General features: G+C 70.9%; 28 protein-coding genes and 1 riboswitch. Of the genes, 10 read left to right on the plus strand and 18 right to left on the minus strand.

The window, feature by feature from the left end; genetic code table 11:
- Window positions 1-244: 244 nt before the first annotated feature.
- From ACFRKB_RS36760 to clpS, 10 genes are all read right to left on the minus strand, one after another.
- Complete coding sequence (locus ACFRKB_RS36760; RefSeq protein WP_383110959.1) at window positions 245-1,195, minus strand: PLP-dependent cysteine synthase family protein; 951 nt, start codon at window positions 1,193-1,195, stop codon at window positions 245-247.
- Window positions 1,195-1,497: a MoaD/ThiS family protein gene (locus ACFRKB_RS36765; RefSeq protein WP_383110960.1), complete on the minus strand. Its 303-nt coding sequence runs from the start codon at window positions 1,495-1,497 to the stop codon at window positions 1,195-1,197. Before ACFRKB_RS36765 ends, ACFRKB_RS36760 begins: the two co-directional genes overlap by 1 nt.
- Window positions 1,498-1,598: 101 nt before the next feature.
- Entirely contained in the window at window positions 1,599-1,712 is a 114-nt protein-coding gene (locus ACFRKB_RS36770; RefSeq protein WP_365972467.1) for a putative leader peptide, read from the minus strand.
- A 69-nt stretch (window positions 1,713-1,781) separates the two neighbouring features.
- Complete coding sequence (locus ACFRKB_RS36775) at window positions 1,782-2,558, minus strand: ABC transporter ATP-binding protein (protein WP_383110961.1); 777 nt, start codon at window positions 2,556-2,558, stop codon at window positions 1,782-1,784.
- Window positions 2,555-3,595 carry a FecCD family ABC transporter permease gene (locus ACFRKB_RS36780; RefSeq protein WP_383110962.1) on the minus strand — a complete coding sequence of 347 codons (1,041 nt, stop codon included), beginning with the start codon at window positions 3,593-3,595 and terminating at the stop codon, window positions 2,555-2,557. Before ACFRKB_RS36780 ends, ACFRKB_RS36775 begins: the two co-directional genes overlap by 4 nt.
- Window positions 3,596-3,604: 9 nt before the next feature.
- Entirely contained in the window at window positions 3,605-4,603 is a 999-nt protein-coding gene (locus ACFRKB_RS36785; RefSeq protein WP_383110990.1) for an ABC transporter substrate-binding protein, read from the minus strand.
- Between the two features lie 49 nt (window positions 4,604-4,652).
- A riboswitch (cobalamin riboswitch) is annotated at window positions 4,653-4,798 on the minus strand.
- A 5-nt stretch (window positions 4,799-4,803) separates the two neighbouring features.
- Window positions 4,804-5,217: a M67 family metallopeptidase gene (locus tag ACFRKB_RS36790; RefSeq protein WP_030355087.1), complete on the minus strand. Its 414-nt coding sequence runs from the start codon at window positions 5,215-5,217 to the stop codon at window positions 4,804-4,806.
- Window positions 5,218-5,302: 85 nt separating this feature from the next.
- A complete protein-coding gene (locus ACFRKB_RS36795; protein WP_383110963.1) occupies window positions 5,303-6,766 on the minus strand; it encodes an amino acid permease in 1,464 nt (487 codons plus the stop codon).
- Window positions 6,767-7,099: 333 nt separating this feature from the next.
- The gene (locus ACFRKB_RS36800) at window positions 7,100-7,678 is read right to left on the minus strand and encodes a DUF2017 domain-containing protein (protein WP_383110964.1); all 579 of its coding nucleotides are present in this window, start codon (window positions 7,676-7,678) and stop codon (window positions 7,100-7,102) included.
- Window positions 7,678-7,983: an ATP-dependent Clp protease adapter ClpS gene (gene clpS / locus ACFRKB_RS36805; RefSeq protein ID WP_030355090.1), complete on the minus strand. Its 306-nt coding sequence runs from the start codon at window positions 7,981-7,983 to the stop codon at window positions 7,678-7,680. The genes ACFRKB_RS36800 and clpS overlap by 1 nt, the downstream gene beginning before the upstream one ends.
- A gap of 140 nt (window positions 7,984-8,123) precedes the next feature.
- On the opposite strand from clpS, the gene ACFRKB_RS36810 reads away from it, so the two are divergent.
- Both ACFRKB_RS36810 and ACFRKB_RS36815 read left to right on the plus strand, forming a co-directional pair.
- Window positions 8,124-9,452, plus strand: a complete 1,329-nt coding sequence (locus ACFRKB_RS36810; protein ID WP_383110965.1) for a nicotinate phosphoribosyltransferase — start codon at window positions 8,124-8,126, stop codon at window positions 9,450-9,452.
- A gap of 199 nt (window positions 9,453-9,651) precedes the next feature.
- On the plus strand, window positions 9,652-10,254 hold the full coding sequence (locus tag ACFRKB_RS36815; RefSeq protein ID WP_383110966.1) for an isochorismatase family protein: 603 nt from the start codon (window positions 9,652-9,654) through the stop codon (window positions 10,252-10,254).
- A 106-nt stretch (window positions 10,255-10,360) separates the two neighbouring features.
- Here the strand turns inward: ACFRKB_RS36815 and ACFRKB_RS36820 are convergent, their stop codons facing one another.
- Complete coding sequence (locus ACFRKB_RS36820) at window positions 10,361-10,681, minus strand: hypothetical protein (protein ID WP_030355093.1); 321 nt, start codon at window positions 10,679-10,681, stop codon at window positions 10,361-10,363.
- 124 nt (window positions 10,682-10,805) lie between these two features.
- The gene (locus ACFRKB_RS36825; RefSeq protein WP_383110967.1) at window positions 10,806-13,220 is read right to left on the minus strand and encodes an immune inhibitor A domain-containing protein; all 2,415 of its coding nucleotides are present in this window, start codon (window positions 13,218-13,220) and stop codon (window positions 10,806-10,808) included.
- A 415-nt stretch (window positions 13,221-13,635) separates the two neighbouring features.
- Here ACFRKB_RS36825 and ACFRKB_RS36830 point away from each other — a divergent pair, with 415 nt between their 5' ends.
- Complete coding sequence (locus ACFRKB_RS36830) at window positions 13,636-13,926, plus strand: hypothetical protein (RefSeq protein WP_365972458.1); 291 nt, start codon at window positions 13,636-13,638, stop codon at window positions 13,924-13,926.
- Here ACFRKB_RS36830 and ACFRKB_RS36835 read toward each other — a convergent pair.
- The gene (locus tag ACFRKB_RS36835) at window positions 13,912-14,697 is read right to left on the minus strand and encodes an RDD family protein (protein WP_383110968.1); all 786 of its coding nucleotides are present in this window, start codon (window positions 14,695-14,697) and stop codon (window positions 13,912-13,914) included. The genes ACFRKB_RS36830 and ACFRKB_RS36835 overlap by 15 nt on opposite strands.
- 112 nt (window positions 14,698-14,809) lie before the next feature.
- Window positions 14,810-16,327, minus strand: a complete 1,518-nt coding sequence (locus ACFRKB_RS36840) for an RDD family protein (RefSeq protein WP_463291767.1) — start codon at window positions 16,325-16,327, stop codon at window positions 14,810-14,812.
- 371 nt (window positions 16,328-16,698) lie between these two features.
- Between ACFRKB_RS36840 and ACFRKB_RS36845 the strand changes: the two genes are divergently transcribed.
- Window positions 16,699-17,175, plus strand: coding sequence for an SsgA family sporulation/cell division regulator (locus tag ACFRKB_RS36845; RefSeq protein WP_383110970.1), 477 nt, complete (start codon window positions 16,699-16,701; stop codon window positions 17,173-17,175).
- A gap of 46 nt (window positions 17,176-17,221) precedes the next feature.
- On the opposite strand, the gene ACFRKB_RS36850 is transcribed toward ACFRKB_RS36845, so the two are convergent.
- Entirely contained in the window at window positions 17,222-18,589 is a 1,368-nt protein-coding gene (locus ACFRKB_RS36850; RefSeq protein ID WP_383110971.1) for an FAD-binding oxidoreductase, read from the minus strand.
- A gap of 98 nt (window positions 18,590-18,687) precedes the next feature.
- Between ACFRKB_RS36850 and ACFRKB_RS36855 the strand changes: the two genes are divergently transcribed.
- Entirely contained in the window at window positions 18,688-20,217 is a 1,530-nt protein-coding gene (locus ACFRKB_RS36855; RefSeq protein ID WP_383110972.1) for a tetratricopeptide repeat protein, read from the plus strand.
- Between the two features lie 73 nt (window positions 20,218-20,290).
- On the opposite strand, the gene hppD is transcribed toward ACFRKB_RS36855, so the two are convergent.
- Window positions 20,291-21,445 carry a 4-hydroxyphenylpyruvate dioxygenase gene (hppD, locus tag ACFRKB_RS36860; RefSeq protein ID WP_383110973.1) on the minus strand — a complete coding sequence of 385 codons (1,155 nt, stop codon included), beginning with the start codon at window positions 21,443-21,445 and terminating at the stop codon, window positions 20,291-20,293.
- Between the two features lie 141 nt (window positions 21,446-21,586).
- Here hppD and ACFRKB_RS36865 point away from each other — a divergent pair, with 141 nt between their 5' ends.
- Window positions 21,587-22,081 (plus strand): Lrp/AsnC family transcriptional regulator, encoded by a 495-nt coding sequence (locus ACFRKB_RS36865; protein ID WP_383110974.1) that lies wholly within the window; start codon window positions 21,587-21,589, stop codon window positions 22,079-22,081.
- Here ACFRKB_RS36865 and ACFRKB_RS36870 read toward each other — a convergent pair.
- The gene (locus tag ACFRKB_RS36870; RefSeq protein ID WP_383110975.1) at window positions 22,068-22,430 is read right to left on the minus strand and encodes a winged helix-turn-helix transcriptional regulator; all 363 of its coding nucleotides are present in this window, start codon (window positions 22,428-22,430) and stop codon (window positions 22,068-22,070) included. The two genes, ACFRKB_RS36865 and ACFRKB_RS36870, sit on opposite strands and share 14 nt — an antisense overlap.
- A gap of 112 nt (window positions 22,431-22,542) precedes the next feature.
- Here ACFRKB_RS36870 and ACFRKB_RS36875 point away from each other — a divergent pair, with 112 nt between their 5' ends.
- The 4 genes from ACFRKB_RS36875 (at window position 22,543) to ACFRKB_RS36890 (ending at window position 25,873) form a co-directional block, all read left to right on the plus strand.
- A complete protein-coding gene (locus ACFRKB_RS36875; protein WP_383110976.1) occupies window positions 22,543-23,475 on the plus strand; it encodes an NAD(P)-dependent oxidoreductase in 933 nt (310 codons plus the stop codon).
- A 100-nt stretch (window positions 23,476-23,575) separates the two neighbouring features.
- On the plus strand, window positions 23,576-24,223 hold the full coding sequence (locus ACFRKB_RS36880; RefSeq protein ID WP_383110977.1) for an ArsR/SmtB family transcription factor: 648 nt from the start codon (window positions 23,576-23,578) through the stop codon (window positions 24,221-24,223).
- 13 nt (window positions 24,224-24,236) lie between these two features.
- Window positions 24,237-24,446, plus strand: a complete 210-nt coding sequence (locus tag ACFRKB_RS36885) for a hypothetical protein (protein ID WP_383110978.1) — start codon at window positions 24,237-24,239, stop codon at window positions 24,444-24,446.
- Window positions 24,443-25,873 carry an MFS transporter gene (locus ACFRKB_RS36890; RefSeq protein WP_383110979.1) on the plus strand — a complete coding sequence of 477 codons (1,431 nt, stop codon included), beginning with the start codon at window positions 24,443-24,445 and terminating at the stop codon, window positions 25,871-25,873. The genes ACFRKB_RS36885 and ACFRKB_RS36890 overlap by 4 nt, the downstream gene beginning before the upstream one ends.
- Here the strand turns inward: ACFRKB_RS36890 and ACFRKB_RS36895 are convergent.
- Window positions 25,806-26,600: a S16 family serine protease gene (locus ACFRKB_RS36895; RefSeq protein ID WP_383110980.1), complete on the minus strand. Its 795-nt coding sequence runs from the start codon at window positions 26,598-26,600 to the stop codon at window positions 25,806-25,808. The two genes, ACFRKB_RS36890 and ACFRKB_RS36895, sit on opposite strands and share 68 nt — an antisense overlap.
- Window positions 26,601-26,621 lie beyond the last annotated feature (21 nt).

Here is a 26,621-nt window from a genome sequence, read left to right on the forward strand (position 1 = left end):
CCGCCTCGCGCACGGCCGGGTCGCTTGCGCGGGCGGTGAAGGGGGGCGCGCAGGGGTCGTGTCCGGGACACTAAAGCGTGATTTGTGGCGCGCGACCGCCAGTGTCCAGACGTCGGGCAGCTGCGCGCCGTAAATCATGCCGTCCCGGGCGCGAGCCCCGGAGCGCACCCCGGCAACAACCCGCACCCGACCACCGGCCCCAGCCGAAACGCACCCCGGACCCACGGCCCCCCGCCGGGAGGCGCTACGCCCAAAGCTGACCCCGCAGCGTTTCGATCGCTTCTTCCGTCGTCGGCGCCGTATAGACGCCCGTCGACAAGTACTTCCAGCCCCCGTCCGCGACCACGAACACGATGTCCGCGCTCTGGCCCGCCTTCACCGCCTTCCGGCCCACACCGATCGCCGCGTGCAACGCCGCTCCCGTCGAGACGCCCGCGAAGATACCTTCCTGCTGCAGCAGTTCACGGGTGCGCGTGACCGCGTCGGCGGAGCCTACGGAGAAGCGGGTCGTGAGGACGGACGCGTCGTACAGCTCCGGGACGAAGCCCTCGTCCAGGTTGCGCAGGCCGTAGACCAGGTCGTCGTAGCGCGGCTCCGCGGCGACGATCTGGATGCCCTCGACGTTCTCGCGCAGATAGCGCCCCACGCCCATCAGCGTGCCCGTCGTGCCCAGGCCCGCCACGAAGTGGGTGATGGAGGGCAGGTCGGCCAGGATCTCCGGGCCGGTGGTGGCGTAGTGGGCGCCCGCGTTGTCCGGGTTGCCGTACTGGTAGAGCATCACCCAGGACGGGTTCTCGGCCGCCAGCTCCTTGGCGACCCGTACGGCCGTGTTGGAGCCGCCCGCCGCGGGGGACGGGACGATCTCCGCCCCCCACATGGTGAGCAGGTCGCGCCGCTCCTGGGAGGTGTTCTCCGGCATCACGCAGACGATGCGGTAGCCCTTGAGCCTGGCCGCCATGGCGAGTGAGATGCCGGTATTGCCGCTGGTGGGCTCCAGGATCGTGCAGCCCGGGGTGAGCCGTCCGTCCTTCTCGGCCTGTTCGACCATGTGCAGGGCGGGCCGGTCCTTGATCGAGCCGGTCGGGTTGCGGTCCTCCAGCTTGGCCCAGATCCGGACGTCGTCCGACGGTGAGAGCCGTGGGAGCCGGACCAGGGGCGTGTTGCCGACCGCCGCCAGCGGGGAGTCGTACCGCATCAGACCGTGTGCGTGTCGAGGGCGCCGCCGGCCACGGCCGGGAGGATGGTGACGCTGTCGCCGTCGGCGAGCTGGGTGGAGACGCCGTCGAGGAAGCGGACGTCCTCGTCGTTGAGGTAGACGTTCACGAAGCGGCGGAGCTGGTTGTCCTTGGCCGGGTCGAGGAGCCGCTCCCGGATGCCGGTGTGCCGGGATTCGAGGTCGTCGAAGAGCTCGGAGAGCGTGTCGCCCTTGCCCTCGACGGCCTTGGCGCCGTCGGTGTAGGTGCGGAGGATGGTCGGGATGCGGACCTCGATGGCCATGGCGTGGACTCCTGATCGGGAGATGGCGTGACGGGCGCGCGGCTCGGACCCCCGCGCGAGGGGGTGGTGCGAAGACGAAAAGCTGCGCTCGGGAACGTCGCTCAGCCGGCAGCGCTGGGACAGATGGCACTGGCGAGGCGGCACAGGTCGACGTGCAGCCGCGCCACGAGCAGCGGGGTGCTCGGCGTCTTGTCGCTCACGTCCTGGAAAACCATGCGGTCATCGTATCGATTCCCGGTCGGCGTTCCGGCATGTGATCTCGTATCCCGGACGGTCCGTATCCGTCAGGCGGACGGCGGGAGATAGACGACGGTGGGCGCGCCGGTGGCGGGGTGCGTGCTGACCTCGGCGGTCACCCCGTAGACGGTGGCGAGCAGCTCGGCGGTGAGGACCTCGTGCGGGGTGCCGGAGGCGACGATCCGGCCTTCCTGGAGGACATAGACGCGGTCGCAGTAGTACGCGGCGAGGTTCAGATCGTGCAGGGCGAGCAGGTTGGTGGTCCCGGATTCCCTGATCAGGTTGAGGATGTCGAGCTGGTAGCGGATGTCCAGGTGGTTGGTCGGCTCGTCGAGTACGAGGAGGGCGGTCCGCTGGACCAGGGCGCGGGCGACCAGCGCGCGCTGGCGTTCGCCGCCGGAGAGGGAGGGGAAGGCGCGGTCCGCGAGGCCGGCGATCCCGACGCGGCCGAGGGCGGCTTCCGCGAGGGCCGCGTCGGCGGCGGTGTCGGCCTCCCAGAAGCGTTTGTGCGGGGAGCGGCCCATCGCGACGACCTCGCGGACGGTCAGCTCGAAGTCCAGCTGTCCGTCCTGCGGGACGGTGGCGACGCGGCGCGCCCTGGCTCTGGGGGTCATGGTGAGGAGGTCGTCGCCGTCGAGCAGGGCCCGTCCATGGCTGGGGCGGAGCGTTCCGTAGACGCAGCGCAGGAGGGTGGTCTTGCCGCTGCCGTTGGGGCCGACGAGTCCGACGGTCTCGCCGGGGGCGGCGGTCAGGTCGGCGCTGTCGACGAGCCGGCGGCCGTCGGTCGCGTAGGAGAGTCCTTCGAGCCGGAGTGTCGCCGTCATACGGGGGCTCCTTCGGGGCGGCGGCGCATCAGCCACAGGAAGGCGGGGCCGCCGGTGAGCGCGGTGAGGACACCGACGGGTACGTCCTGGGGTGCGGCGACGGTACGGGCCGCGAGGTCGGCGGCGACGAGGATGACGGCTCCGCCCAGCGCGGCGACCGGCAGCAGGGCGCGATGGCTCGCGCCGACGGCCATCCTGGCGGCGTGCGGGACGAGCAGTCCGATGAAGCCGACGGCGCCGCTGGCGGCCACCATCACGCCGGTGACCAGGGAGGCGAGGACGAAGACCGCGGCGCGGAAGCGCGAGGTGTCCAGCCCGAGTACGGTCGCGCCCTCCTCGCCCGCCAGCAGCAGGTCGAGCGGCCGGGCCAGGGCCATGAGCAGCGCGGTGCCGAGGGTGAGGGCGACCGCGGGCAGGAGCAGGGTGGACCAGCGGGCGCTGCCGAGGCCGCCGAAGGTCCAGTACATGGCTTCCTGGAAGTGCTCGGGGCGTGCCGAGACGATCAGGATGAGGGTGGTGAGCGCGGTGAGGATGTACGCGACGGCCACCCCGGCGAGGACGAGCCGTCCGCCGGTCATCGCGCCGCGCCGGCGGGCCAGCCCGTACACCAGCGCCAGTGCGAGCAGCGAGCCGGCGAAGGCCGCGGCGGGCATGGCGACGGTGGTGGTGATCCCGCCGCCGATGCCGAGGACCATGACCAGCACGGCGCCGGCGGAGGCTCCGGAGGAGATGCCGAGGAGGAAGGGGTCGGCGAGCCGGTTGCGTACGAGCGCCTGGAGGACGGTGCCGACGACGGCGAGCCCGGCGCCGACGACCACCCCGAGCAGCACGCGGGGCAGCCGTACGTCGAGCACGATGGTGCGGAAGGGGCCGGGGTCGGCGCCGCCGGTGAGGATGGTGATCACCTGGCCGGGCGGGATGCGTACGGAGCCGAGGGCGAGGCCCGCGACGACGGCGGTGGCGAGCGCGGCGGCGAGGCAGCCGAGCACCAGGGTGTAGCGCAGCCGCCCGTGGCCGGGCGGGGTGGTCCGGGTCATGGCCGGGGCTTACTTGACGGACTCGGGGTGGAGCTGCGTGGCGAGCCGTTCGATGGCGTCGGGCGCGCGGACGCCGAGGACCACGTCCGAGAGCGGCATGACGGCGAACCGCTTGTTCCTGACGGCCGGTACGTCCTTGAGCACGGGGTCCTCCAGCAGCCGCTTCTTCTTCTGGGCGACGGTGGTGGAGCCGTAGTCGTAGATGACGATGACGTCGGGCTTGCGGGCGACGACCTGTTCCCAGGTGGCGTCGCCGAAGGACTTGTCGAGGCCGGCGAAGACATTGCGGCCGCCGGCGCGGGTGATCAGTTCGTTGCCGATGCCCTTGCCGCCGGCGGTGAAGGCGGTCTTGTCACCGCTGTCGTAGACGAAGACGGAGACCGGCGCGACGCCCTTGAGCAGGGCGGCGGTGTCCGTGACGGTGGTGCGGGAGGCGGCGATCCACTTCTCGGCCCGGTCGGGGACGCCGAAGGTGCGGCCGGTTTCCCGGACCTCCTGGTACACGTCGTCGAGGGACGTCCTGTCCTGGGGGCAGTTCTCCAGGTTGAGCCGGGTGCGGATGCCGGCGGACTGGAGGTCGTCGCGGCTGCGGCCGTCCTTGGCGGCGAAGGCGCTGGCGTAACCGCCGTAGACGAAGTCGGGGTTGACGGCGAGCAGCCGCTCCTTGGAGGGGTACTCCTTGGCGAGCACCGGGACGCTCTTGTACGCCTTCTCGTAGGCGGGGAGTATCCGGTCGTCCAGCCAGGCGGTGCCGACGAGGGACTTCTCCAGGCCGAGCGCCAGCATCACTTCGGTGACGTGCTGGTTCATGGTGACGGCCCGCTTCGGCGGCGCCTGATAGGTGGTTTTCACCCCGCAGTTGGTGACGGTGTACGGGAAGCCGGGCGCGGTGGTCGCGGCCCGCGCGCCGTCCTTCGCGTCCGTGGAGGGGGAGCCGCCGCAGGCGGTGAGCGGGAGCAGTACGGCGGTGATGACGGCGGGCGTGAGCGCACGGCGGCGCCGGGACAGCACAGACACGGCAGGGCCTCCTCCGGGGGATTTCCGCGTCCCCTGGCTGGTGGGAGAAGGGCGGCAGGTCAGTTCCTGGCTGCCAAGCTGGGCTTGGTCACAGTGGCGGGACCGCGCCGGATTCACACCGGCTTCCTGATCCCTGCCGCCTCGGTTCGGCGCTCAGTTTGTCAGATCTTCCGCGCGTCGGGAGGGGAGCCTCAGACGATCTCGACGTCCTCTTCCGTGACCGTGCCCTCGACGATGCGGTACGAGCGGAACTGGAAGGGGCCCGCGTCGTCGTGGTCGGCGGTGGAGACGAGGACATAGTGGGCGCCCGGCTCGTTGGCGTAGGTGATGTCCGTACGGGACGGGTACGCCTCGGTCGCGGTGTGCGAGTGGTAGATGATCACCGGCTCTTCGTCGCGGTCGTCCATCTCCCGGTAGAGCTTGAGCAGATCCGCCGAGTCGAACTCGTAGAAGGTGGGCGAGCGTGCGGCGTTGAGCATGGGGATGAACCGCTCGGCCCGGCCGGTCCCGGCGGGACCCGCGACCACGCCGCACGCCTCGTCGGGATGGTCGGCGCGCGCGTGCTCGACGATCTTGTCGTGCAGGGCCTGGGTGATGGTGAGCATGGAGAAAATATAAAGGGACGAGTACGGCCCCCGGATCCGGGAGGGAGCTTCCGGGGTTCCAGGGGCCGTCAGAGGTCTCGCGGGGCTACTCGGCGGAGGCGTACTCCGGGGCGGCGCTTTCCGCGGGCCGCTGAGTGCGGCGCTGGAGGAGCTGCCAGCCGATGAGGAGACCCACCGCCCAGACCGCCCCCACGTAGAGGGAGATCCGCGCGTCCTTGTCGTACGCGATCAGACACGTGACCAGGGCGAGGAAGCCGACCGCGACCCAGCTGAACACGGAACCGCCCGGGGCGGGGAACGACGAGGCGGGCAGCAGGCCCGCCCGTACCCCGCGGCGGTAGCGGATATGGCTGATCAGGATCATCATCCAGGTCCAGATACCGGCGGCGGTGGCCACGGACGTCACATAGCCGAAGGCCTTCTCCGGAACGATGTAGTTGAGGACCACACCGATGCCCATGAGGGCGACCGAGACGGTGATGCCGAACGCCGGGGTCTTGCGGGAGTTGAGCTTGCCGAAGAGCTTCGGCGCCTCGCTGTTGGCCGCGAGGTCGCGCAGCATCCGGCCCGTGGAGTACATGCCCGAGTTGCAGGAGGAGAGCGCGGCGGTCAGCACGACGAAGTTGACGATGCCGGCCGCGAGCGGGATGCCCATCTTCTCGAAGGCGTGCACGAAGGGGCTGGCGCCCGCCGAGAACTCGGTCCACTTGACGACCGCGAGGATGACGGTCAGCGCGCCCACGTAGAAGACGATGATGCGCCAGGGCAGGGTGTTGATCGCCTTGGGGAGGGTCTTCTCCGGGTTCTCGGACTCGCCCGCGGTGACGCCGACCAGCTCGACGGCGAGGTAGGCGAACATCACGCCCTGGAGGGTCATCAGGCTGGAGCCGATGCCGTTGGGGAAGATCCCGTCGTGTGCCCAGAGGTTGGTGGCGGTGGCGGTGTCACCGGCGTCGGAGAAGCCGAGGGTGAGCACGCCGAGACCGATGACGATCATTCCGATGATCGCGGTGACCTTGATCATCGAGAACCAGAACTCGACCTCGCCGAAGATCTTCACCGAGATCAGGTTGACGCCGAAGAGCACCACCAGGAAGACCAGGGCGCTCACCCACTGCGGGATCTGGGGGAACCAGAAGTGGATATAGATGGCCGCGGCGGTCAGTTCCGCCATCCCGGTGACGACCCACATCAGCCAGTACGTCCAGCCGGTGGCGAAGCCGAAGAACGGGCCGAGGAACTCTCTGGCGTACTCCGCGAAGGAGCCGGAGACCGGCCGGTAGAGGAGCAGCTCGCCGAGCGCCCGCATGATGAAGAAGATCACGACGCCGGCGAGGGCGTACATGAGGATGATGCTGGGTCCGGCCTTGGCGATATTCGCTCCGGCGCCCATGAAGAGCCCGACGCCGATGGCGCCGCCGATGGCGATCATCTGGACCTGACGGCTGCCGAGCCCGCGCTCGTAGCCCTCCTCCGTGGCGCTGCCGCCGGCCGGTCCCGCGGCGGCCCCGTCGCCGCCGTACTCCTTGTCGACCTGCGCAGAGGTCATGGTCGTGCGCCCTTTCTCCATGCGGATCCGCGCCGTGCTCGGCCGCGGACCCGTTCCCGATCCCCCCGGATATGGATGGAGTGCCGCCGGCGGTCGGCCGGCTGAAGCACCCCCGGGGACAGGGGTGGCGTCCCCGGGGGTCGTGCAGATCTATCACGGTGAACTGGGCGGTCAGCGGAGCGCGCTGTGGCACAGCCCACAGGGAGAAGCGGACAAATCGCACCGCGAACCGCAAAGGTCGCCGGAGCGGTGACGCGATCGTTATGCCGAATTGAGCGTCACCTGAGCGTACGGAAGGGGGCCCGCCGGCAACCGGCATATGACATGCGGGAGTCAGGGCATCAGCGTCTCTACGAGCGATTCCTGGAGCGCGCCGAGCCAGAGGTACGCCATCACCATCGGCTTACGCGGGTCGGAGTCGGGCAGCCGGTACAGCTCGCCGCCCTCGTCCTCGTCGCTGACCTCCAGGCGCGTGCCGATCGTCAGCCGCAGATCGTTGAGCGCGCCGAGCCAGTGCTGACAGTCGTCGGGGGTCAGCTTGAGTACGGCGGCGCCCCCGCCCTCCACGGCGAGCGCGTCCAGCGTGCGGACGAGCGCCATGCCGTCCTCGCGCTTGCGGCCGCGCAGGTCGTTCTCCGTGAAGCGCCTGAACTCCGCGGAGAATTCGCGTAGTTCGTCGTCGTCATCGCCGTACGCGTCCGGGAAGAGCCGGGCCAGCGCCGGGTCCTCGGGCGGCTCGCTGGGGCCCTCGCTGAAGAGCGAGGCGAGCGGGTCCTCGCCCTGGGCGGGCTCGTCGCCCGGCCCTATCAGCTCCAGCAGCTGTACGGCGAGCGAGCGCAGGATCGAGATCTCGACCTCGTCGAGCGCGACGGCCGCGCCGCCGCCGGGGATCGCCTCGAACTGCCCGGCCATCAGGCGCGGTCCTGCGAGAGGGTGGCCCACAGCCCGAAGCCGTGCATCGCCTGTACGTCGCGCTCCATCTCCTCGCGGCTGCCGCTGGAGACGATCGCGCGGCCCTTGTGGTGGACGTCGAGCATCAGCTTGTGCGCCTTGTCCTTCGGATAGCCGAAATAGGTCTGGAAGACGTACGCCACATAACTCATCAGGTTGACCGGGTCGTTGTGCACGATCGTCACCCACGGCACATCGGGTTCGGGGACGGCGAAAGTCTCCTCGGCCGATTCGGGGCGTTCGATCTCAGTCGGGGCAACACTCACGGTTCGGGACGACCTTCTTCTCTGCGGGGGCGTGCCGGAATTCACAGCCTCACATGACCCATGCTGCCACCCGTCGCGGCGTGTCGCACAAACGGCCACGAGAAATCGTCAAAGTGACGAGTATTGGGTAGCATCGTCGTATGAACACTCCGGACCTTGGATTGCCGGTCGCCGTCCCGTCGACCGCGCTCTTCACCGATCAGTACGAGCTGACGATGCTCCGGGCCGCGCTCCAGGCCGGCACGGCCGGCCGGCGCTCGGTCTTCGAGGTCTTCACCCGGCGGCTGCCCGGCGGGCGCCGGTACGGGGTCGTGGCCGGCACCGGACGTGTCCTGGACGCCGTGGAGAACTTCCGGTTCGACCCTGATGTGCTGGGCTTCCTCCGGGAACAGGACATCGTGGACGAGGCGACGCTCGGGTGGCTGGCCTCGTACCGCTTCAGCGGGGACATCTGGGGCTACCCGGAGGGCGAGGTGTACTTCCCGGGCTCGCCGATCCTGCGGGTCGAGGGCTCCTTCGCCGAGTGCGTGCTGCTGGAGACGGTGATCCTGTCGATCCTCAACCATGACTCCGCGATCGCCGCGGCGGCCTCCCGGATGGCGGCGGCGGCGGGCGGGCGCGGGCTGATCGAGATGGGCGCGCGCCGTACGCACGAGCTGGCCGCGGTCGCCGCCTCGCGCGCCGCGTACGTCGGGGGCTTCGACACCACCTCGGACCTGGCGGCCGGGTTCCGCTACGGCATTCCGACGGTGGGCACCAGCGCGCACGCGTTCACCCTGCTGCACGACAGCGAACGTGACGCCTTCCGGGCGCAGATCGACTCGCTCGGCCGGGGGACGACGCTGCTCGTCGACACGTACGACGTGGCGGAGGCCGTACGGACCGCCGTGGAGATCGCGGGGCCCGAGCTGGGCGCCGTCCGGATCGACTCCGGGGATCTGCTGCTGGTCGCGCACCGGGTACGGCAGCAGCTGGACGAACTGGGCGCGGTGAACACCAAGATCGTGGTGACCTCCGACCTGGACGAGTACGCGATCGCCTCGCTGGCGGCGGCGCCGGTGGACGCGTACGGCGTCGGCACCCAGCTGGTCACCGGCAGCGGCCATCCGACCTGCTCCATGGTCTACAAGATCGTCGCCCGCGCGACCTCCGCCGACCCGAAGGCCCCGCTGCACCCCGTGGCGAAGAAGTCGCTGGGCGGCAAGACCTCCATCGGCGGCCGCAAATGGGCCGCGCGGCGGCGGGACGCCGAGGGGTACGCGGAGGCCGAGGTGGTCGGCACGGGCCCCGTACCGCCGGAGCTGCTGGACCGGCAGCTGCTGGTGGAGCTGGTCAAGGGCGGCGAGATCGTCGCGCGCGAGCCGCTGGACACCGTGCGCGACCGGCATATCGCGGCGCGCGCGGGTCTGCCGATGTCGGCCATCCAGCTGTCGCGGGGCGAGCCGGTGATCCCGACCGAGTACCTCTGAGACCGGGCAGGTGGCGGAGCGGGGACGTGTGAGGCGGACGGGGCGGTGGTAGCGGTGGAGTACGGGACTCCGCCGACACGGCCGTTCGGGGTCTAACCCTCCCGAGACGAGGCTGGAGTCTCTAGGCTCGAAAACGTCCCCGAACACTCCCCGTCTCCCGCCCCCCGCACCACCCGCTCCCCATCGAAGGATGACCGCCATGCACCGCGCATTGATCGTCGTAGACGTGCAGAACGACTTCTGTGAGGGCGGCAGCGTCCCGGTGGCGGGGGGTTCCGAGGTGGCCGCCGCCGTCACCGATCTGATCGGCCGCGCGACCCCCGGGTACCGCTATGTGGTCGCCACCCGTGATCACCACATCGACCCCGGCGATCACTTCGCGAAGCCCCCGGCCGCCCCCGACTTCGTCCACACCTGGCCGGTGCACTGCGTGGCGGGCACGGAGGGTGTGGGGTTCCACCCGAACTTCGCCCCGGCCGTCGCCTCCGGCGCGATCGACGCGGTCTTCGACAAGGGCGCGTACTCGGCGGCGTACAGCGGCTTCGAGGGCGCCGACGAGAACAGCGTCCGGCTGGCGGACTGGCTGCGGGCGCGTGCCGTCACCGAGGTCGATGTGGTCGGTATCGCCATGGACCACTGCGTACGCGCGACCGCGCTGGACGCGGTCCGTGAGGGCTTCGTCACGCGCGTACTGCTCGATCTGACCGCGGGCGTGGCACCGGAGACCACGGAGCGGGCCATGGAGGAGCTGCGGGCGGCGGGGGCGGAGCTGACCGGCAGGCCGGTCGTCCACGCCGTCTGAGAGCGTCCCCGGGTCTCCCGGGCCCCGCTCACGTCCGTAGAGCCCCGCTCACGTCCGCAGAGCCCGGCTCACGTCCGACGCCGCGCTCAAGCCCTCCCGGTACCCGTCAGTACCCCGCCCGCGCCGCGGGTCTCAGCAGCGCTCGTATCGGCTGCCAGAGCTGCTCCAGGCACTCCGGCGTGGTCCGCCACAGCAGGCCGTCCGGGTGATGCAGCACCGCGGTGATCTCGTCCGGCGTCGGGGGCTCCGCGTTGCCCCGCAGATAGACCGCCCGCAGCCCCAGGTTCCGCAGCCTGGTCAGGGCGCGGGCCCGGTTCGCGGCGTGCACCAGAACGCGCACCGTATCGCCCTCGGCCGCCGGGCTGGGCAGGGTCAGTGCCACCACCACCGTGCCGTTCGGGAGCTTGCTGAAGCCTCCGCCTGCCATGTCCTTCATCTCCCCCGTGAGACATCGTGTCAATAAGAGATAGTAGGACGCACCTAAACACGAACGGCCGCCGCCCGCTAGAGGGCGACGGCCGATCATGCTTTTGACCTGCGGTTACTTGCGGTTACTTCCCCGAGGGGCCCACCTTGACCGTCATCGTCTGCCCGTCCAGGGGCTGGCTGACGATGCTGATCCGGGTGTTCGTGTCAGTTACCCGGACGCTTCCGCCCTTGTTCTCCTCGCTCCAGTAGGTGCCCTTGCGGTCGTCGAAGACCGGGACACCGGGCTGGGGCGCGATCCGCGTCAGCTTGTCCGCCTTGTGCAGCGACAGACCGGACGTCGGCCACCAGCTGAACGCCGCGTCGTACGCCTGGATCCTGTTGCGCATCAGCGTGCCGTCCGCCCACTTCAGCGGCTTGGCGTGGGCGTCCACCGGCAGGATCAGACCCTGGCCCGGGTGCTGGCTGGTGTTGTTGTTCTTCTGCGAGGTGTCCCACTGCCAGATCATGAGACCGGGCTGGTACGCGAAGTGCTCGACCTTGCCGTCGTTCGGCGCGGTGAAGCCGAAGTTGTACGGGCCGACCTGGAGGGTCTTGTCGTACGAGACGTACTGCCGGTTCTCGGCGATGTAGTACTGGTCGTAGTCCTGGGTGAAGGACTCACCGATACGCGAGAAGCCCTTCGCGGTCCAGCCCGCGTCGTCGCCCTCGGCGTTGTCCGTGAACACCGGCGCGCCGTCGGCGAGCAGGCTGATCTCGTCCGCGGTGAAGCCCTTGCCGCCCGCGCCGCCGTCCGTCTGGTAGCGGAAGCGGAGGTCGACCTTCTTGCCCGCGTAGGCGTCCAGCGAGTAGACGAGCTTCTTGTACGCGCCCGAGACACCGGTCAGCGCCGGCTTGTCGGCGGCGTCACGCGGGAGCGACTTGCCGTCGGCCGTGCCGTCCACCGGCGTGTAGTTGGCGCCGCCGTCCGTCGACACCTCGGCGTACAGGTAGTCGTAGTCGGCCTCGATGTCCCACCAGCCCTGGAGCTCCAGCGACGCCGTGGACTTGCCGGTCAGATCGACCGAACGGGTGAGGGTGTTCTTGAGGTCGTCACCCATGTCGCTCCACCACTGCTTGGTGCCCTCGGTGGGCTTCACCACGCTGGTGGTCGTGGACTTCTTGGGCAGGTCGACGATGAGCGCCTGCGGGTTCTTGGTGTTGTACGCCGAGACACCCAGCTTGTGGGTGGAGTTCGTCGCCGCCTTGCCCTTGGCGTAGTTGAGCCAGCCGAGCTGGAGCTTGTCCCAGGCGGTCATGTCGCCCGGCAGGTCGCCTATCGCGTCCTTGCCGGTGCCCAGCCAGGAACCCGACGACATCAGGGTCCAGAAGGCGGTGGAGTTCTCGCCGCCCGCGGTGTCGTACAGGTCGGGCAGGCCCAGGTCGTGGCCGTACTCGTGGGCGAAGACCCCGAGGCCGCCGTTCTCCGGCTGCATGGTGTAGTCGCCGACCCAGACGCCGGTGTCGCCGATCTGCGTGCCGCCGGCCTTGTTGTCGGCCGGACCCGTGCTGCCCGCGCTCGTGCCGTACGCGTACCAGCGGTGCGCCCACAGGGCGTTCTGGCCCTGGGCGCCGCCACCGGCCGACTCGTCCTCGCCCGCGTGCACGATCTGGAAGTGATCGATGTAGCCGTCGGGCTCGTTGAAGTCGCCGTCGTTGTCGAAGTCGTAGCGGTCCCACTGGTCGTACTCGGCGAGGGCCGCCTTGATGTCGGCGTCCGACTTGCCCTGCGCCTTCTGGTCCGCGGTCCAGGCGGTGACGCCGTCGCGCACCGCGTCCCAGACGTTGGCGCAGTTGCTGCTGCCGCAGTAGTTCGAGCCGTAACGGGCCTCGTTGTAGTCGACCTTGACCCAGTCGGAGACCTCGCCGTCGACCGAGTAGCGGCCGGAGGAGGTCTTCTCGTAGTAGGTCTTGAGCGACTCCTTCTGCTTGCCGCTCGCGTCCTTGCCCTCGCCGAAGTAGAGGTCCTGGAAGTGCGCCTGGTTGTAATCGGCCTGCCAGGCGGTGGAGTTGTCGACCTTGCGGTCGGGCTCGGCTATCTGGTTGTGCAGGGGGCCGGGCTCGCCGCCGTACTTCTTGACGGGCGGCAGCGGTCCGTCGGCGCCGTCCGGGTCGTACATGGTGGTGTCGTCGACCTTGTCGCCGAACTCCACGAGGATGGTGAAGATCTTGTCGGTCTTCTCCCGGCCCAGCTCGACATACTTCTTGTCGTCGAGCTTGACCACCTGGGAGCCGCCGCGCTTCTGCACGGTGGCGTCCCCGGCGATGACCTGCTGGAGCGCCGCCTCGCGCTGCTGCGCCTGCTGCTTGCTGAACGGGCCGTCCAAGTCGTGTTCGACATGGCCCTTCTGGGGCGCCGGGTCACGGCGCTCGATGTCCGTGGAGCCGGACGCGGGGTTGTCCTGGGCCTGAGCCGTGGTGAAGGCTGAGGCCGTCGCAGCGGTCGCGGCCAGCGCCACGATCACCGCGGACAGTCTTCTCGCCCGTCGATTCCTGATCACTTGATGCTTGTCCTCCCCGGCGCACGCGTTCCGCGGACCGGGAGTGAGGGATCCGCGCGCGTCTGCGCGTCATAAGTGACGACATTGGACCGGAGTTAAGGAAGAAAAGACAGACCTTGACTTGAACTGGTCAACTGCACTATGCGGCCTTCCGCTTCCGCTATCCGGACATGACGTCAGGGCCGGAGGAATTCGGACAACCGGCGCATCGATCCGGCCCATCAAAGGGGGGCGTGACTCGATGCGCCCCCCGTGCACCGGCACCGTGGGTGAGGTCACGCTTACTACTCGCTCCGCTCGGGCATCCACCGTCGTAGAGTCGCTTGGCAGGCGACACGCCCTGCGACGTACGTGCGAGACATGCGAAACACCCCCAACACCCCCGAATATGACGCCCCGAGGGACGGATTCCGCCATGCCGCGTCCGACTGCCGCCCAGCTCGCCTACGGCACCGCCACCGTCGTCTGTTCCACCCTCGTCATGCTTCTGCTCTCCGGCACCACCGCCGGCCTGGGCATCGCGGTGATCGGACTCGCCGCCCTCGGCCTCGGGCTGCTGGTCGCCCTGACCGTCCCGGCCAACGGCCGTACCGCGACGGCGCGTACGGCACCCGCGCCACGGCCCGCCACGCTCCCCGCGACGAGCGCTCAGCCGACCGGACCGCGCGCCGAGGCCCGCATACGCCAGCCCTCACTGCGCCGCTGAGACCACGACCGTTCTGGCGGCCTTGTCGTGCAGGCCCTGCCGGTAGGGCCTGCTGACCACGATCGACACGATGATGATGGCCCACCAGATACAGAGGCAGCACAGCAGCGCGGGCACCCAGAGCACCACCGCCCGCAGAAACGCGGAGCCGGTGTCGGGGACCGCGCCGTCGTTCAGCATCGCGACGCGCAGCTTCAGCCAGCGTTTGCCGAGGGTCTGGCCGAACTTGCGGTTCATCAAGGTGTCGTAGCTGACGTACAGCACGATCGAGATGACCGACCAGATCCACTGCGTGCCGGTATTCACCTGATTGGTGACCTCGTCCCACGCGCCGGTGTTGTTCGCGGTGTTCCAGCCTCCGACGAACAGCGACACGATCCCCAGTGGGATGAAGATGATCAGGGCGTCGATGACCCGGGCCAGAAACCGCGTGCCGAAGGGCGCGAGCGGCGGCATCCCGGCGAGCGGGTCCGTGCCGCCGTACGGTTCCTCGCCGTAGACGTTCGAGCCGTACGGGGAGCCCGGGGGCGGCTGCCCACTGGCGCCGCCGTAGGGGGCACCGTACGAGGAGTCGTACGGAGATCCCGGCGGCGGGCCCTGCGACGGCGGGGGCCCCTCGGGCGGGGGCCCCTCGGGCGGAGGACCCTCGGGCGGGGGCCCTCCGGACGGCGGCTCCCCGGGGGGAGGCTCCCCGGGCGAAGGCCCCTGCGGCTTCTTGAGGAAAGGGTCTTCCTCGGGGGGCTCGCCGGGCGGCGGCTGATCACGGCTCATGTAGGGCAGTGCACCGCGCCGGGCAGGGGCCCGCAACGGCTTGCCCGCCGTTCGGAGGAACGACCCGGCCCCGGCGGCCGACGGGCCGGCGGGTCAGGTCACCGGCCGCCGGTCAGCCCGACACGAACGTACGGGCCGCCTTGTCGTGCCAGCACTGCCGCCAGGGCCGGTCGATCAGACACCAGAGCACATTGAGGACGCCCACGACGAGCACCCCCAGCACGCCGTAGACCAGCCAGCGGCGCAGCGCGGCGCCGAACGCCGGGGGCTCGTGGGACTCGATGTCCCGTACGTCCAGACCGCAGAGCTTCTTGCCCAGCGTGCGGCCCCATTTGGCGGTCGGCAGCGCCTCGTAGAGCGCCCCGACGATCAGCAGCACGGCGAGCGCGCCGCCGAGACAGGCGCCGGTCGTGCCGTCGAGCAGCCAGACGGTGACGGTCTCACCGGTCCGCTCGGCCGCCGCGATCTTGTCGTCGACATGGGCGAGGGCCTTGGACACGAGCGGGAAGGCGAGGGCGCCGACGAGCGCGCCCAGCACCACGGTGTCGATCAGCCGGGCCGCGAAACGCTTGCCGAGGGCCGCGGGCCTGGCGTTCGCCTGGGCCTGCGCGGCCCGCAGGAACGGGTCGTCGACCGGGGGCTTCCACGGCACGACGGGCTGCTCCGGCTGGTCCGGCCGCGCGAGCTGGTGCGCCTGCTGGGCCCAGGACGCGGCGCCGCCGCCGGCGCCGGGGCCGACGGGCGCGTGCGGTCCGGCCGCCTGCGGGGACTGCTGCGGTACGGGAAGCTGCCGCGGCTCCGCCGCCCGGCCCGTACCGTCGGCGCCCTGGGTCAGCGCGCCGAGGGTCATGGTGCCCTCGGGCCGTGCCGTACCGCCGGCCGGGCCCTCCTCGTCCTTGGCCCGGCGGGCGGCGCGCAGGGCGCGGATGGCCATGGTGCTGTCGACCGCCGGCTGTCCGCCCTCGCGGGGCGCCGGTGCCCCGAGCGGATCGGCCGGGCCTTCCGGGAGGCCGGTACCGGATCCCGCGCCCGCACTCCCTCCGGGGCCGGAGCCGGGCCCGACTCCGTGTCGCATGGAGCGGATGGCGACCGTACCGTCGGTGAGCGGCGGACCGTCGCCCGCGCCGGGCCCGGGATCGGCGCCGGACCCGGACCCGGAACCCGCGCCCGGGCCCAGTGCGCGTACGCCGGGCAGGGCACCGCCGGTCGGGTCGCCGGGCGTGGCCGTGGGCAGCTCACGGGACGGCTCGGGCGCCGGGCCGGGAACGCGCGGATCCGGCCGGGCCGCTCCCCAGGACACCCGGGCATCGCGCTCACCGCCGAAGCCGGTCTGCCGCGAGGCGTCGGCCTGCCACGCGGACGCCGGTTCCTGGCGCGGCGCCTCGGGAGGGTCCTCGTCGAAGAAGACCGGCCCGGTCTCCTCGACGGCGGCGGCCGGCGCGGAGGCGGCGGACGCCGCCGGGGCGGTACCGGGCGTCGCCTCACCGTCCTGCGGCGCGGGCCGGCTCGTGCCGGGCACCCAGGCCGCGCCGTTCCAGTACCGGACATATCCAGGGATGGACGGGTCCGGGTAAAACCCTTCCCGGGGTACGTTCCCGCCGTCACCAGGAGGAGTAGCCACTGACCCCAACTCCGTTCACTCACACCATTGTCCAAGGAGGACAGTAACGAAGAACACGAGGCCCTGAGGAAGGAGACCGGCAGAAACGGCCGCGTTCCCCCGGCGGACCGTGGACGCCGATGCGAAGCGTGAGGCTGCGGGGTGGGATTCGTTCGCCAGGGCGTACGGAACACCGTACGCACGTGCCCGCCCGGGTGGCGAGTCCCCATCCGGCCCCCGTCCGGCCACCGCCCCCACGCCGCCCGGCCACCGCCCGGGACGAGTGCGTCGGACGTCCCGGAAATTCCTTGCCGAAAGTCGCGTCATAGTCGGCGGGGTAGCGCCTCTCGACTGGTACGGCCCCCGCATCGGGCCACTCGCCAGGAAAGGAAGTGCCGCTCATGCACACCGTGGTGGAACGCGAACTGGAACTGAATCTGGTGCTGTCGCCCGAGCGCAGCATCCCTGTCCCGGCCCGGCTGGTCTACCGCACGGACGATCCGTACGCCGTGCACATCACCTTCCACATCGGCTCGGACACCCCGGTGAAGTGGACCTTCGCCCGCGAACTGCTGGTGGAAGGGGTGTTCAGGCCCTGCGGGCACGGCGATGTACGGATCTGGCCGACGAAGGTCGGCGGGCGCACGGTCCTGTGTGTCGCCCTCTCCTCGCCCGACGGCGACGCGCTGCTGGAGGCGCCCTGCCCGGCGGTGTCCGCGTGGCTGGAACGGACGCTGCGGATCGTGCCACCGGGTACGGAGTCCGAGCAACTCGGCCTCGACGACGGGCTGGCCAGACTGCTGGCCCCGACGCCGGCCGACGATCTGTGGCTGCGGGACCCGTGGCCCTCGGACGAGTCCGCTGACGGCGATGTCTAGGGCCTGTCCGGCGGACAGGCCCTGGACGGGGGAGTCCGGACAGGGCCTAGAAGAGCTTCCCGGGGTTGAGCAGGCCCAGCGGGTCGAAGGTCCGCTTGATGCCCCGCTGCAACTCCAGGCCCACCGGCCCCAGTTCGCGCGACAGCCACTCCTTCTTGAGCGTGCCGACGCCGTGTTCGCCGGTGATCGTGCCGCCGAGTTCGAGACCGAGCGCCATGATCTCGTCGAAGGATTCCCGGGCCCGCCGTGACTCGTCCGGGTCGGCCTGGTCGAAGCAGACGACGGGGTGGGTGTTGCCGTCGCCCGCGTGCGCGCAGACGCCGATGGTCAGGTCGTACTTCGCGGCGACGGCCGCGGTGCCGTCGAGCATCTCGGCGAGGCGCGAGCGGGGCACGCACACGTCGTCGATCATGGTGGCCGACTTGATGGTCTCCAGCGCGGTGAGCGACAGCCGGCGGGCCTGGAGCAGCAGTTCCGACTCGGCGGCGTCCTCGGCGGGGACCACTTCGGTGGCGCCCGCCGCCGTGCACAGCTCGCCGACGGCGGCCAGATCGGCAGCGGGGTCGGGGGTGTCGAAGGCCGCGAGCAGCAGCGCCTCGGTGGTGTCGGGGAGCCCCATGCCGGCCATCGCGTTGACGGCGCGGATGGTCGTACGGTCCATGAGTTCGAGGAGGGACGGGGTGTGGCCGCGCTCCATGATCCGGCAGACGGCGTCACAGGCGGCGGCAGCGGAGGCGAACTCGGCGGCCAGGACGAGCTGCTGGGGCGGCTGCGGCCGGAGCGCGAGCACGGCCTTGACGACGATGCCGAGGCTGCCCTCCGAGCCGACGAAGAGCCGGGTCAGGTCGTAGCCGGCGACGCCCTTGGCGGTGCGGCGGCCGGTGGTGAGCAGCCGGCCGTCGGCGAGGACGACGTCCAGGCCCAGCACATACTCCGCGGTGACGCCGTACTTGACGCAGCACAGCCCGCCGGACGCGGTGCCGATGTTCCCGCCGATGGTGCACATCTCCCAGCTGGACGGGTCCGGCGGGTAGTAGAGGCCCCGCTCACCGACGGCGCGGGAGAGCGTCGCGTTGATGACACCCGGCTCGACGACGGCGATCCGGTCGACGGGGTTGATCTCCAGGATCCGGTCCATCTTCGTCAGGGAGAGGACGATGCACCCGTCCGTGGCGTTCGCGGCGCCGGACAGCCCCGTACGGGCCCCCTGCGGGACGACGGGGACGCGCAGCGCGGTCGCCGTGCGCATCACATGCTGGACCTGCTCGACCGTACGCGGCAGCACGACCACGGAGGGCGTGCCCGCCTCGCAGAAGCTCGCCATGTCGTTGGCGTAGGAGACCGTGACGTCGGGGTCGGTGATCAGGGCTTCGGAGGGGAGCCCGGCCCGCAGTTGTGCGAGGAGATCGTCCATGATCCCAGACTGACATCCGGGGCCATCGGTGTGAACCCGTCTGCGATCCACCATGGCGAGCACGAGTGCGCTCATCATATTGACGCACAGTAATCGCCATGAACGCCATGAAAACGGAGCAGGTCAGACAGGTCAGAAAGGCGGCGCTGGCCGCCGGGGTGGGGGCGGTGCTGGTGGGGGGCGTGCTGCTGTTCGTCCCCGACGAGGAGCAGCCGCCCCAGGGCCCCGAGGCGCGGGCGATGGCCGCGGTGGGCGTGGGGGCGCCCGCCGCGCTGTCGGATCTGACCGCGCTCATCCACGAGCGGGAGAACTGGCTGCGCACGCACCCGGAGGACGGACAGGCATGGGCGGTGCTCGGCTCGGCGTATGTGGAGCGCGGGGTCGCGGCGGCGGATCCGGCGTACTTCCCGAAGGCCGACCGGGCGCTCCAGCGGTCGCTGGCGGTGTCGCCGGGCGACCCCGGCGAGGAGCGGGCCGGGGACGCCGGGTCCGGCAAGCACGGCGGGAGCGCGGAGGACTCCAAGCCCGGCAAGGGCATCAGGACGGGCACTCCGGAGGCGATGGTGGGGCTCGCCTCACTGGCCAACGCCCGCCATGACTTCGTCGCCGCCAAGCGGTGGGGCGAGTCGGTACGGGCGCAGCGGCCCGCGGCGTGGACGTCGTATCCGGTGCTGATCGACGCGTACTCCGGTCTGGGCGACTACAAGTCGGCGGGCAAGGCGCTGGAGAAGCTGCGCGAACTGCACTCGGGGGCGCCGGTGCTGATCCGCGCCGCCGAGGTGTACCGCGACCGCGGCCGGCGCGAGGACGCGGTGGCCAAGGCCACCGACGCCGCGGCGCACGCCGGTTCACCCGCGGAGCGTGCGACGGCGCTGGACGCGCTCGGTGAGCTGGCCTGGGAGCGGGGCGAGCCGGCCGAGGCGCTGGGCCACTACGAGGCGGCGCTGACGGCGGTGCGCGACCGGGCCCAGTCACTGGCGGGGCGGGCCAGGGCGCTGGCCTCGCTGGGCAGGTCGGAGGAGGCGACACGCGACTACCAGTCGGCGCTGGCCAAGCTGCCCCTGCCCGAATACGCCCTGGAGCTGGGCGAGTTGTATGACTCGATGGGGCTGGACGGGGATGCCCAGACGCAGTACGAGACGCTGCGGGAACGGGCCGAGCGCGCCCGGGGGAACGGGGTGAACGAGGAGCTGGTCCTCGGCCGCTTCGAGGCCGACCACGGCGATCCGAAGGCGGCGGTCGCGCGGCTGCGTGCGGAGTGGGCGCGGTCGCACCGGAGCATGGAGGTCGCGGACGCGCTGGGCTGGGCGCTGTACCGGGCGGGCCGGGGACGCGAGGCGCTGGCGTACGCGACGAAGGCGACCGAGCCGGGGCGGCGCAGCGCGCTGTTCTCGTACCACCGCGGAGAGATCGAGCGGTCGCTGGGGATGTACGGTGCGGCCCGCCGCCATATCGAGGAGGCCCTGCGGACGGATCCGCACTTCTCGCCGCTGCTGGAGACGACGGCCCGGGAGGCGCTGGACGCGCTCGGCGAGCCGGAGGAGGGCGGGCCGAAGGACTTCTACGGCTCGGGGCCCGAGAAGCCCACGCTGGAGCGGCGGGAGCCGGCGCCTCCGCCGCAGGTCTGAGAGTCCGGGCGCCTGCGAAGGGGCGCGTGCCGGGGATGGCAGCCCCCGGCACGCGCCACGCGCTCCGTCGGAATCAGAGGTTGCCGCGCTTCTCCTGCTCGCGCTCGATCGCCTCGAAGAGCGCCTTGAAGTTGCCCTTGCCGAAGCCCATCGAGCCATGGCGCTCGATCATCTCGAAGAAGACGGTCGGCCGGTCCTGGACGGGCTTGGTGAAGATCTGCAGCAGATACCCGTCCTCGTCACGGTCCACCAGGATCTTCAGCTCGCGCAGCGTCTCCACCGGCACCCGCGTCTCGCCCGCCCACTCCCCCAGCGTGTCGTAGTACGAGTCGGGGGTGTCGAGGAACTGCACGCCCGCCGCCCGCATCGCCCGTACGGACGCGACGATGTCGTTCGTGGCGAGCGCGATGTGCTGGACGCCGGCCCCGCCGTAGAACTCCAGATACTCGTCGATCTGCGACTTCTTCTTGGCGATCGCGGGCTCGTTGATCGGGAACTTCACCTTGAGCGTGCCGTCCGCGACGACCTTCGACATGAGCGCGGAGTACTCGGTGGCGATGTCGTCGCCCACGAACTCCTTCATGTTCGTGAAGCCCATGACCTTGTTGTAGAAGCCGACCCACTCGTTCATCTTCCCGAGCTCGACATTGCCCACGCAGTGGTCGATGGCCTGGAAGGTGCGCTTGGCGGCGGGCTCGACGATCGGTGCCGCGGCGGTGAAGCCCGGCAGATACGGGCCGTCGTACCCGGAGCGCTCGACGAGGGTGTGGCGGGTGTTGCCGTACGTGGCGATCGCGGCGAGCACGACCGTGCCGTGCTCGTCCTTGAGCTCGTACGGCTCCTGGATGCCGCGGGCGCCGTGCTCGGTGGCGTACGCGTACGCGGCCCGTGCGTCCGGCACCTCGATCGCGAGGTCGACCACGCCGTCGCCGTGCTCGGCGACATGGTCCGTGAGGAAGCGGCCCCACTCGGTGGACGGCTTGATGACGGACGTCAGGACGAAGCGGGCCGCGCCATTGGTGAGGACGTAACTCGCGGTCTCGCGGCTGCCGTTCTCCGGTCCGGAGTAGGCGACGAGCTTCATGCCGAAGGCCGTGGAGTAGTAGTGCGCGGCCTGCTTGGCGTTGCCCACGGCGAAGACGACCGCGTCCATTCCCTTGACCGGGAAGGGGTCGGCCTCACGCGCGGTGTGGGGAGCGGTGTCGAGGTGCATCGAGGTGTCAGCCATGGCCTCAGCCTCGCGCCGTTCCACAAGGTGCGCAACAGTTCGCTGATTCGCTGGGCAATATGTAGAGCGAAATAGCAGAATGGCGGGGCTATCTGCACAGTATGACTACGTTTGATTCGGCAACGCTTTGGGGAGCGGACCATGAGCATCGACGCACTCGACGGCCGGCTGATCGTGCTGCTCGCGCGGGAGCCCAGGATCGGGGTGCTGGAGGCATCGCGCCGGCTCGGGGTGGCGCGCGGCACGGTTCAGGCGCGGCTCGACCGGCTTCAGTCGAACGGGGTGATCAGGGGGTTCGGCCCGGCCGTGGATCCGGCCGCCCTCGGCTACCCCGTGACCGCCTTCGCCACGCTGGAGATCAAGCAGGGGCAGGGCGCCGACGTACGGGCCCATCTGACGACCGTCCCCGAGGTGCTCGAACTGCACACCACCACGGGCGAGGGCGACATGCTCTGCCGGCTCGTGGCGCGCTCCAACGCCGATCTCCAGCGGGTGATCGACCGGGTCGTCGGTTTCGAGGGCATCGTGCGGGCCGCCACGGCGATCGTCATGGAGAACCCCGTGCCGCTGCGGATCATCCCGCTGGTGGAGCAGGCCGCCGAGGACTCCGCCGGGGAGGGCGTCAGGACGAGGTAGCTCCTTGTGAAGCTTTCCCCAGGACGTGTTCCCGCCCCCACAGGCCGAGCGGCTGGAGGGCGGCCCCGAGGGCGACACCGCGCCCGGTCAGCGCGTACTCGACGCGCGGCGGGATCTCGTCGTACACCTCGCGGGAGACGATGCCGTCCGTCTCCAGCTCACGCAGCTGGCTGGTGAGGACCTTCTCCGTGACGCCGGGGAGCATCCGGCGGAGCTCGCCGAAGCGGCGCGGGCTCTCGTCCAGCGCCCAGAGGATCAGCACCTTCCACTTGCCGCCGATCACATCCATGGCCGCGTCGATCCCGCAGTGATACGCGTCGGGCGCGCCCGGCCTGCCCACGGTCGCCATCGTCCTCGGCCCTCCCTCTCCGACCTGGTCACCTGGTCACATACCTCGGGGGAACCACCCACTTCGGAGTGCGTACTTGTTGGTCCCCGGGTTGTCGACCAGCGTATTCGTCATGACCGACAACACTTCTGACGCTCTTTCCTCTTCCCTCTCCCCTTCTCGATCCGTCTCTCGGTCCGTCTCCCTTCTCGGGCTGGGGGCCATGGGTACGGCCTTCGCGCGGGCCTGGCTCGCCGCCGGATACTCCGTGACCGTCTGGAACCGTACGGCGGGCCGGGCCGGCGCCCTGGTGGCCGAGGGCGCCACGGCCGCCGCGAGCGCCGCCGAGGCCGTGGCCGCGAACGCGCTCGTCGTCACCTGTCTGCTGGACGACGCCTCGGTCGGCGCCGCGCTGGAGGGTGCCGACCCGACCGGCAAGGACCTGGTGGACCTCACCACCGGGACCCCGGGCCAGGCACGGGCGCGCGGCGAGTGGGCCGCGGCGCGCGGGGCGCGGTTCCTCAGCGGCGGGATCATGGCCGTACCGCCGATGGTCGGGGTTCCCGAGGCGGGCGGCTATGTCTTCTACAGCGGCTCGGCCGAGCTCTTCGAGACGCACCGGGCGGCGCTGGCGGTCCCGGTCGGCACGCGGTACGTCGGCGCGGACGCCGGCCATGCCGCCCTCCAGGACGTGGCACTGCTGAGCGGGATGTACGGCATGCTCGCGGGCATCACGCACGCCTTCGCGCTGGTGCGCGGCGAGGCGGAGATCTCGCTGAAGGAGTTCACACCGCTGCTGACCGGCTGGCTGATGTCGATGTCCCCGACGGTCGAGCAGGTCGCCGCGCAGCTGGAGAGCGGCGACTACACCTCGGACGTGGTGTCCAACCTGGCCATGCAGGTCGCGGGGGTGCGGACCTTCGTGGGGACGGCGCGGGAGCAGGGAGTGAGCCCCGAGCTGCTGACCCCGTACTTCGACCTGATGAAGCGGCGGCTGGAGGGTGGTCATGGGGCGGAGGGCATCACGGGGCTCGTCGAGTTGCTGACGCGGGACGGCAACGGCTGAACGGCTGACGGACGGGGCGGACCGGGATCCGCCGAGTACACAAAGACTTCGTTGCAAAGAACATGTTGCAACGAAGTCTTTGCATGGCTACGGTAGGGGCATGCCCGAGCCCGCAGAACCCGCAGAACCCGTGAAGCCGGCGGAAACGCCGCCGCAGCCACCGCAGCCTCCGGAGCACAGGGAGCGCACCCTCGACGCCCGCTCGCTCCGCGGTCTGGCCCACCCCCTGCGGATACGGCTGCTGGCCACGCTCCGCCACGACGGCCCCGCCACCGCCTCCCAGCTCGCCGAGCGGCTGGGCGAGTCCAGCGGTGCCACCAGCTACCACCTGCGACAGCTCGCCACGCACGGCTTCGTCGAGGACGATCCGACGCGGGGAAAGGGCCGCGAGCGGTGGTGGAGGGCCTCCGAGGAAGGCGTGAGATTCGGCCCCGACCTGCACGCCGACACCAACCCGGCGGTACGCGGCGCGCTCGACCTCTTCCTGCACGAGATCGCCGGCATCCATACGCAAGAGGTCGCCACCTGGCTGGGGACCGCGAGCGACTGGCCCCAGGAGTGGTCGCACTCCGCGGACCTCAGCGACTTCACCCTGCGCCTGACCGCCGAGCAGCTGTACGAGATGAACGAGAAGCTGCACGAGGTCGTCGAGAGCTACCGCACGGCCGGTCCCGGCGACGAGGAAGCCCCGCAGGTCCGCGTCCATCTGCATTCCTTCCCCCGCACCGGTTCCACCGGCCGAAGCTGAAGGAGACCCCGCCGTGTATCCCGGCACACACCCCGACCTGCATCTCCGGCTGCACGCCCTGCGCGCCGCCGAACTGCGCCGCGCGGCGGCCGGGTCCCGCCACCGCCCGCCGCGCGCGAACCTCCGTACCCGACTCGGCTGGACCCTGGTCGAGTTGGGGCTGCGCCTCGTCAACCGGCCGGCGGTGTCCGGGCGTCGGCTCGTACGACCGTACGCCGCATGACCGGGAAGACCGGCCCCGGAGCCGGCGGGCACAGACCCACTGCCGAGCGGCGGCCCTTCGTCGCCACCCTCGCCGCCAACACCATTTCCATCGCGGGGAGTTCACTCACCCTGATCGGGGTGCCCTGGTTCGTTCTCCAGACCACCGGCAGCCCCGCCAGGGCCGGGATCGTCGCCTTCTGCGCGACGCTGCCGGTCGTCGTCTCCGCCCTCGTCGGTGGTCCGGTCATCGACCGGCTCGGGCGGCGGCGGGTGTCCGTCGCCTCCGACCTGATCTGCGGATTCGCCGTGGCCGCGGTCCCGCTCCTGCACTTCGCGGGCGTGCTGGAGTTCTGGATGCTGTGCGCGCTGATGGCGGTCAGCGGCCTCGTCCACACCCCGGGGATCACCGCCCGCTACGTCCTCCTGCCGGACCTCGCCGAACGCGCCGGGACGACCCTGCCGCGCGCCGCGAGTCTGTACGACGCGGCCTCCCGCGGGGCGCGCATGATCGGCGCCGCGCTCGCCGGACTGCTGATCGCGGTCATGGGCGCGGAGGCGGTCCTGCTGCTGGACGCCGTGACCTTCATGGCGTCGGCGGCGCTGATAGCCACCGGACTGCGGGGGATTCGCGCGGCGGAGCCACAGCGCCGGGCCCCGGTCTCACTCGCGACGTACCGCACCGAACTCCGCGAGGGCTATGCCTTCCTGATCCGTACGCGGCTGCTGCTCGGCATCACCGTGATGGTGATGATCACCAACGGTCTGGACCAGAGCTGGAGTTCGGTCCTGCTGCCGGTCCATGCCCGGCAGGAGCTGGGCGGGTCCGCCGATCTCGGGCTGCTCACCGCGCTGTTCGGCGGGGCGGCGCTGCTGGGGGCCCTGCTGTACGGGGCGTACGGCGAACGCTTCCCGCGCCGCGTCGTGTTCGCGGGCGCCTTCCTGCTCTGCGGGGCACCGAAGTACGTCGTGGCGGCGCTCACTGACGGGACCGTACCGCTGGCCGTGACGATGGCCGCGGGCGGACTGGCGGCCGGGGTGCTCAATCCGATCCTCACCACCGTCACCTACGAGCGGGTGCCGGACGAGCTGCGCAGCCGGGTGTCGAGTGTGACCACGGCGGGAGTCGAACTGACCATGCCGCTCGGCGGTCTGGTCGCGGGCCTGCTGGTCGAGCGCGCGGGGCTGGGCAACACGCTGCTGGCCGTCGGCGGCGTCTATCTCCTGGCGACGCTGAGCCCGCTGGTCTTCCCCGCCTGGCGCTCCATGGAACGGATCCCGGAGACATCGCGGAGCCCGGAGACACCGCTGACGCCGGACCTGACGGCCGAAGCCGCCGCGGTCGGTGACAGCAGCGGCAGGGACATCAGCGGCGGGGACATCAGCAGCTCGGCACCTGGTCCGTCTCGCCCCGCTCCAGCGCCCGGAGCGCCGACACCGCGCCCTTGAGCGTACTGACCGGGATCAGCCGCATCCCCTTCGGCAGCTCGCTCCCGGCGTCCCCGCACTCCGCCTTCGGGACGAGGAAGACCGTCGCCCCGTCGCGCCCCGCGGCCTGGGTCTTCAGGGACACCCCGCCGACCGCGCCGACCGCGCCGTCGGCGCTGATCGTGCCCGTACCCGCGATCTTGCGGCCGCCGGTCAGATCGCCGCCCGAGCCGTCGCCGTCGAGTTTGTCGACGATGCCGAGGGCGAAGAGCAGACCGGCACTGGGGCCGCCGACGTCGGCGAGATGGAGGCTGACGTCGACGGTCTTCGGGTCCTTGCCGAGCAGGCCCAGGGCGGCCTGGGTCGCGGAGTTCTGGGACTCCACCATGTCGTGGGTGTTGTGCCGCTCGATCTCCTTGTCGGACTGTCCCGACGGGTAGACCGCGTCACGCGGCAGCACGGCGCGGTCCGTACGGAGCCAGCCCTCGACCACATCGCCGAAGTCGACATCGGCGGAGGGGCCGGTCGCCACGATGGTCGTCATCCGGAGCTGTCCCTCGGTCTTCCTGGTGGGCGCCCCGCTGATCGTGATGATCTGCCGGCCCTGGTCCGCGCCGAGGACATCCGCGGTCATGCCCGGCTGTGCCACGGAGTACGGCAGTGGCGCGGCCCCGACCACGGCGAACAGCGCGACGATCGGGACGGCGCAGAGTGCGAGGGCGCCGGGGCGCGAGAGACGAGAGAACACGGGTGTCAATCTATCTGGCGC

This window comes from Streptomyces scopuliridis, assembly GCF_042790125.1.
Classification (GTDB): domain Bacteria; phylum Actinomycetota; class Actinomycetes; order Streptomycetales; family Streptomycetaceae; genus Streptomyces; species Streptomyces scopuliridis_A.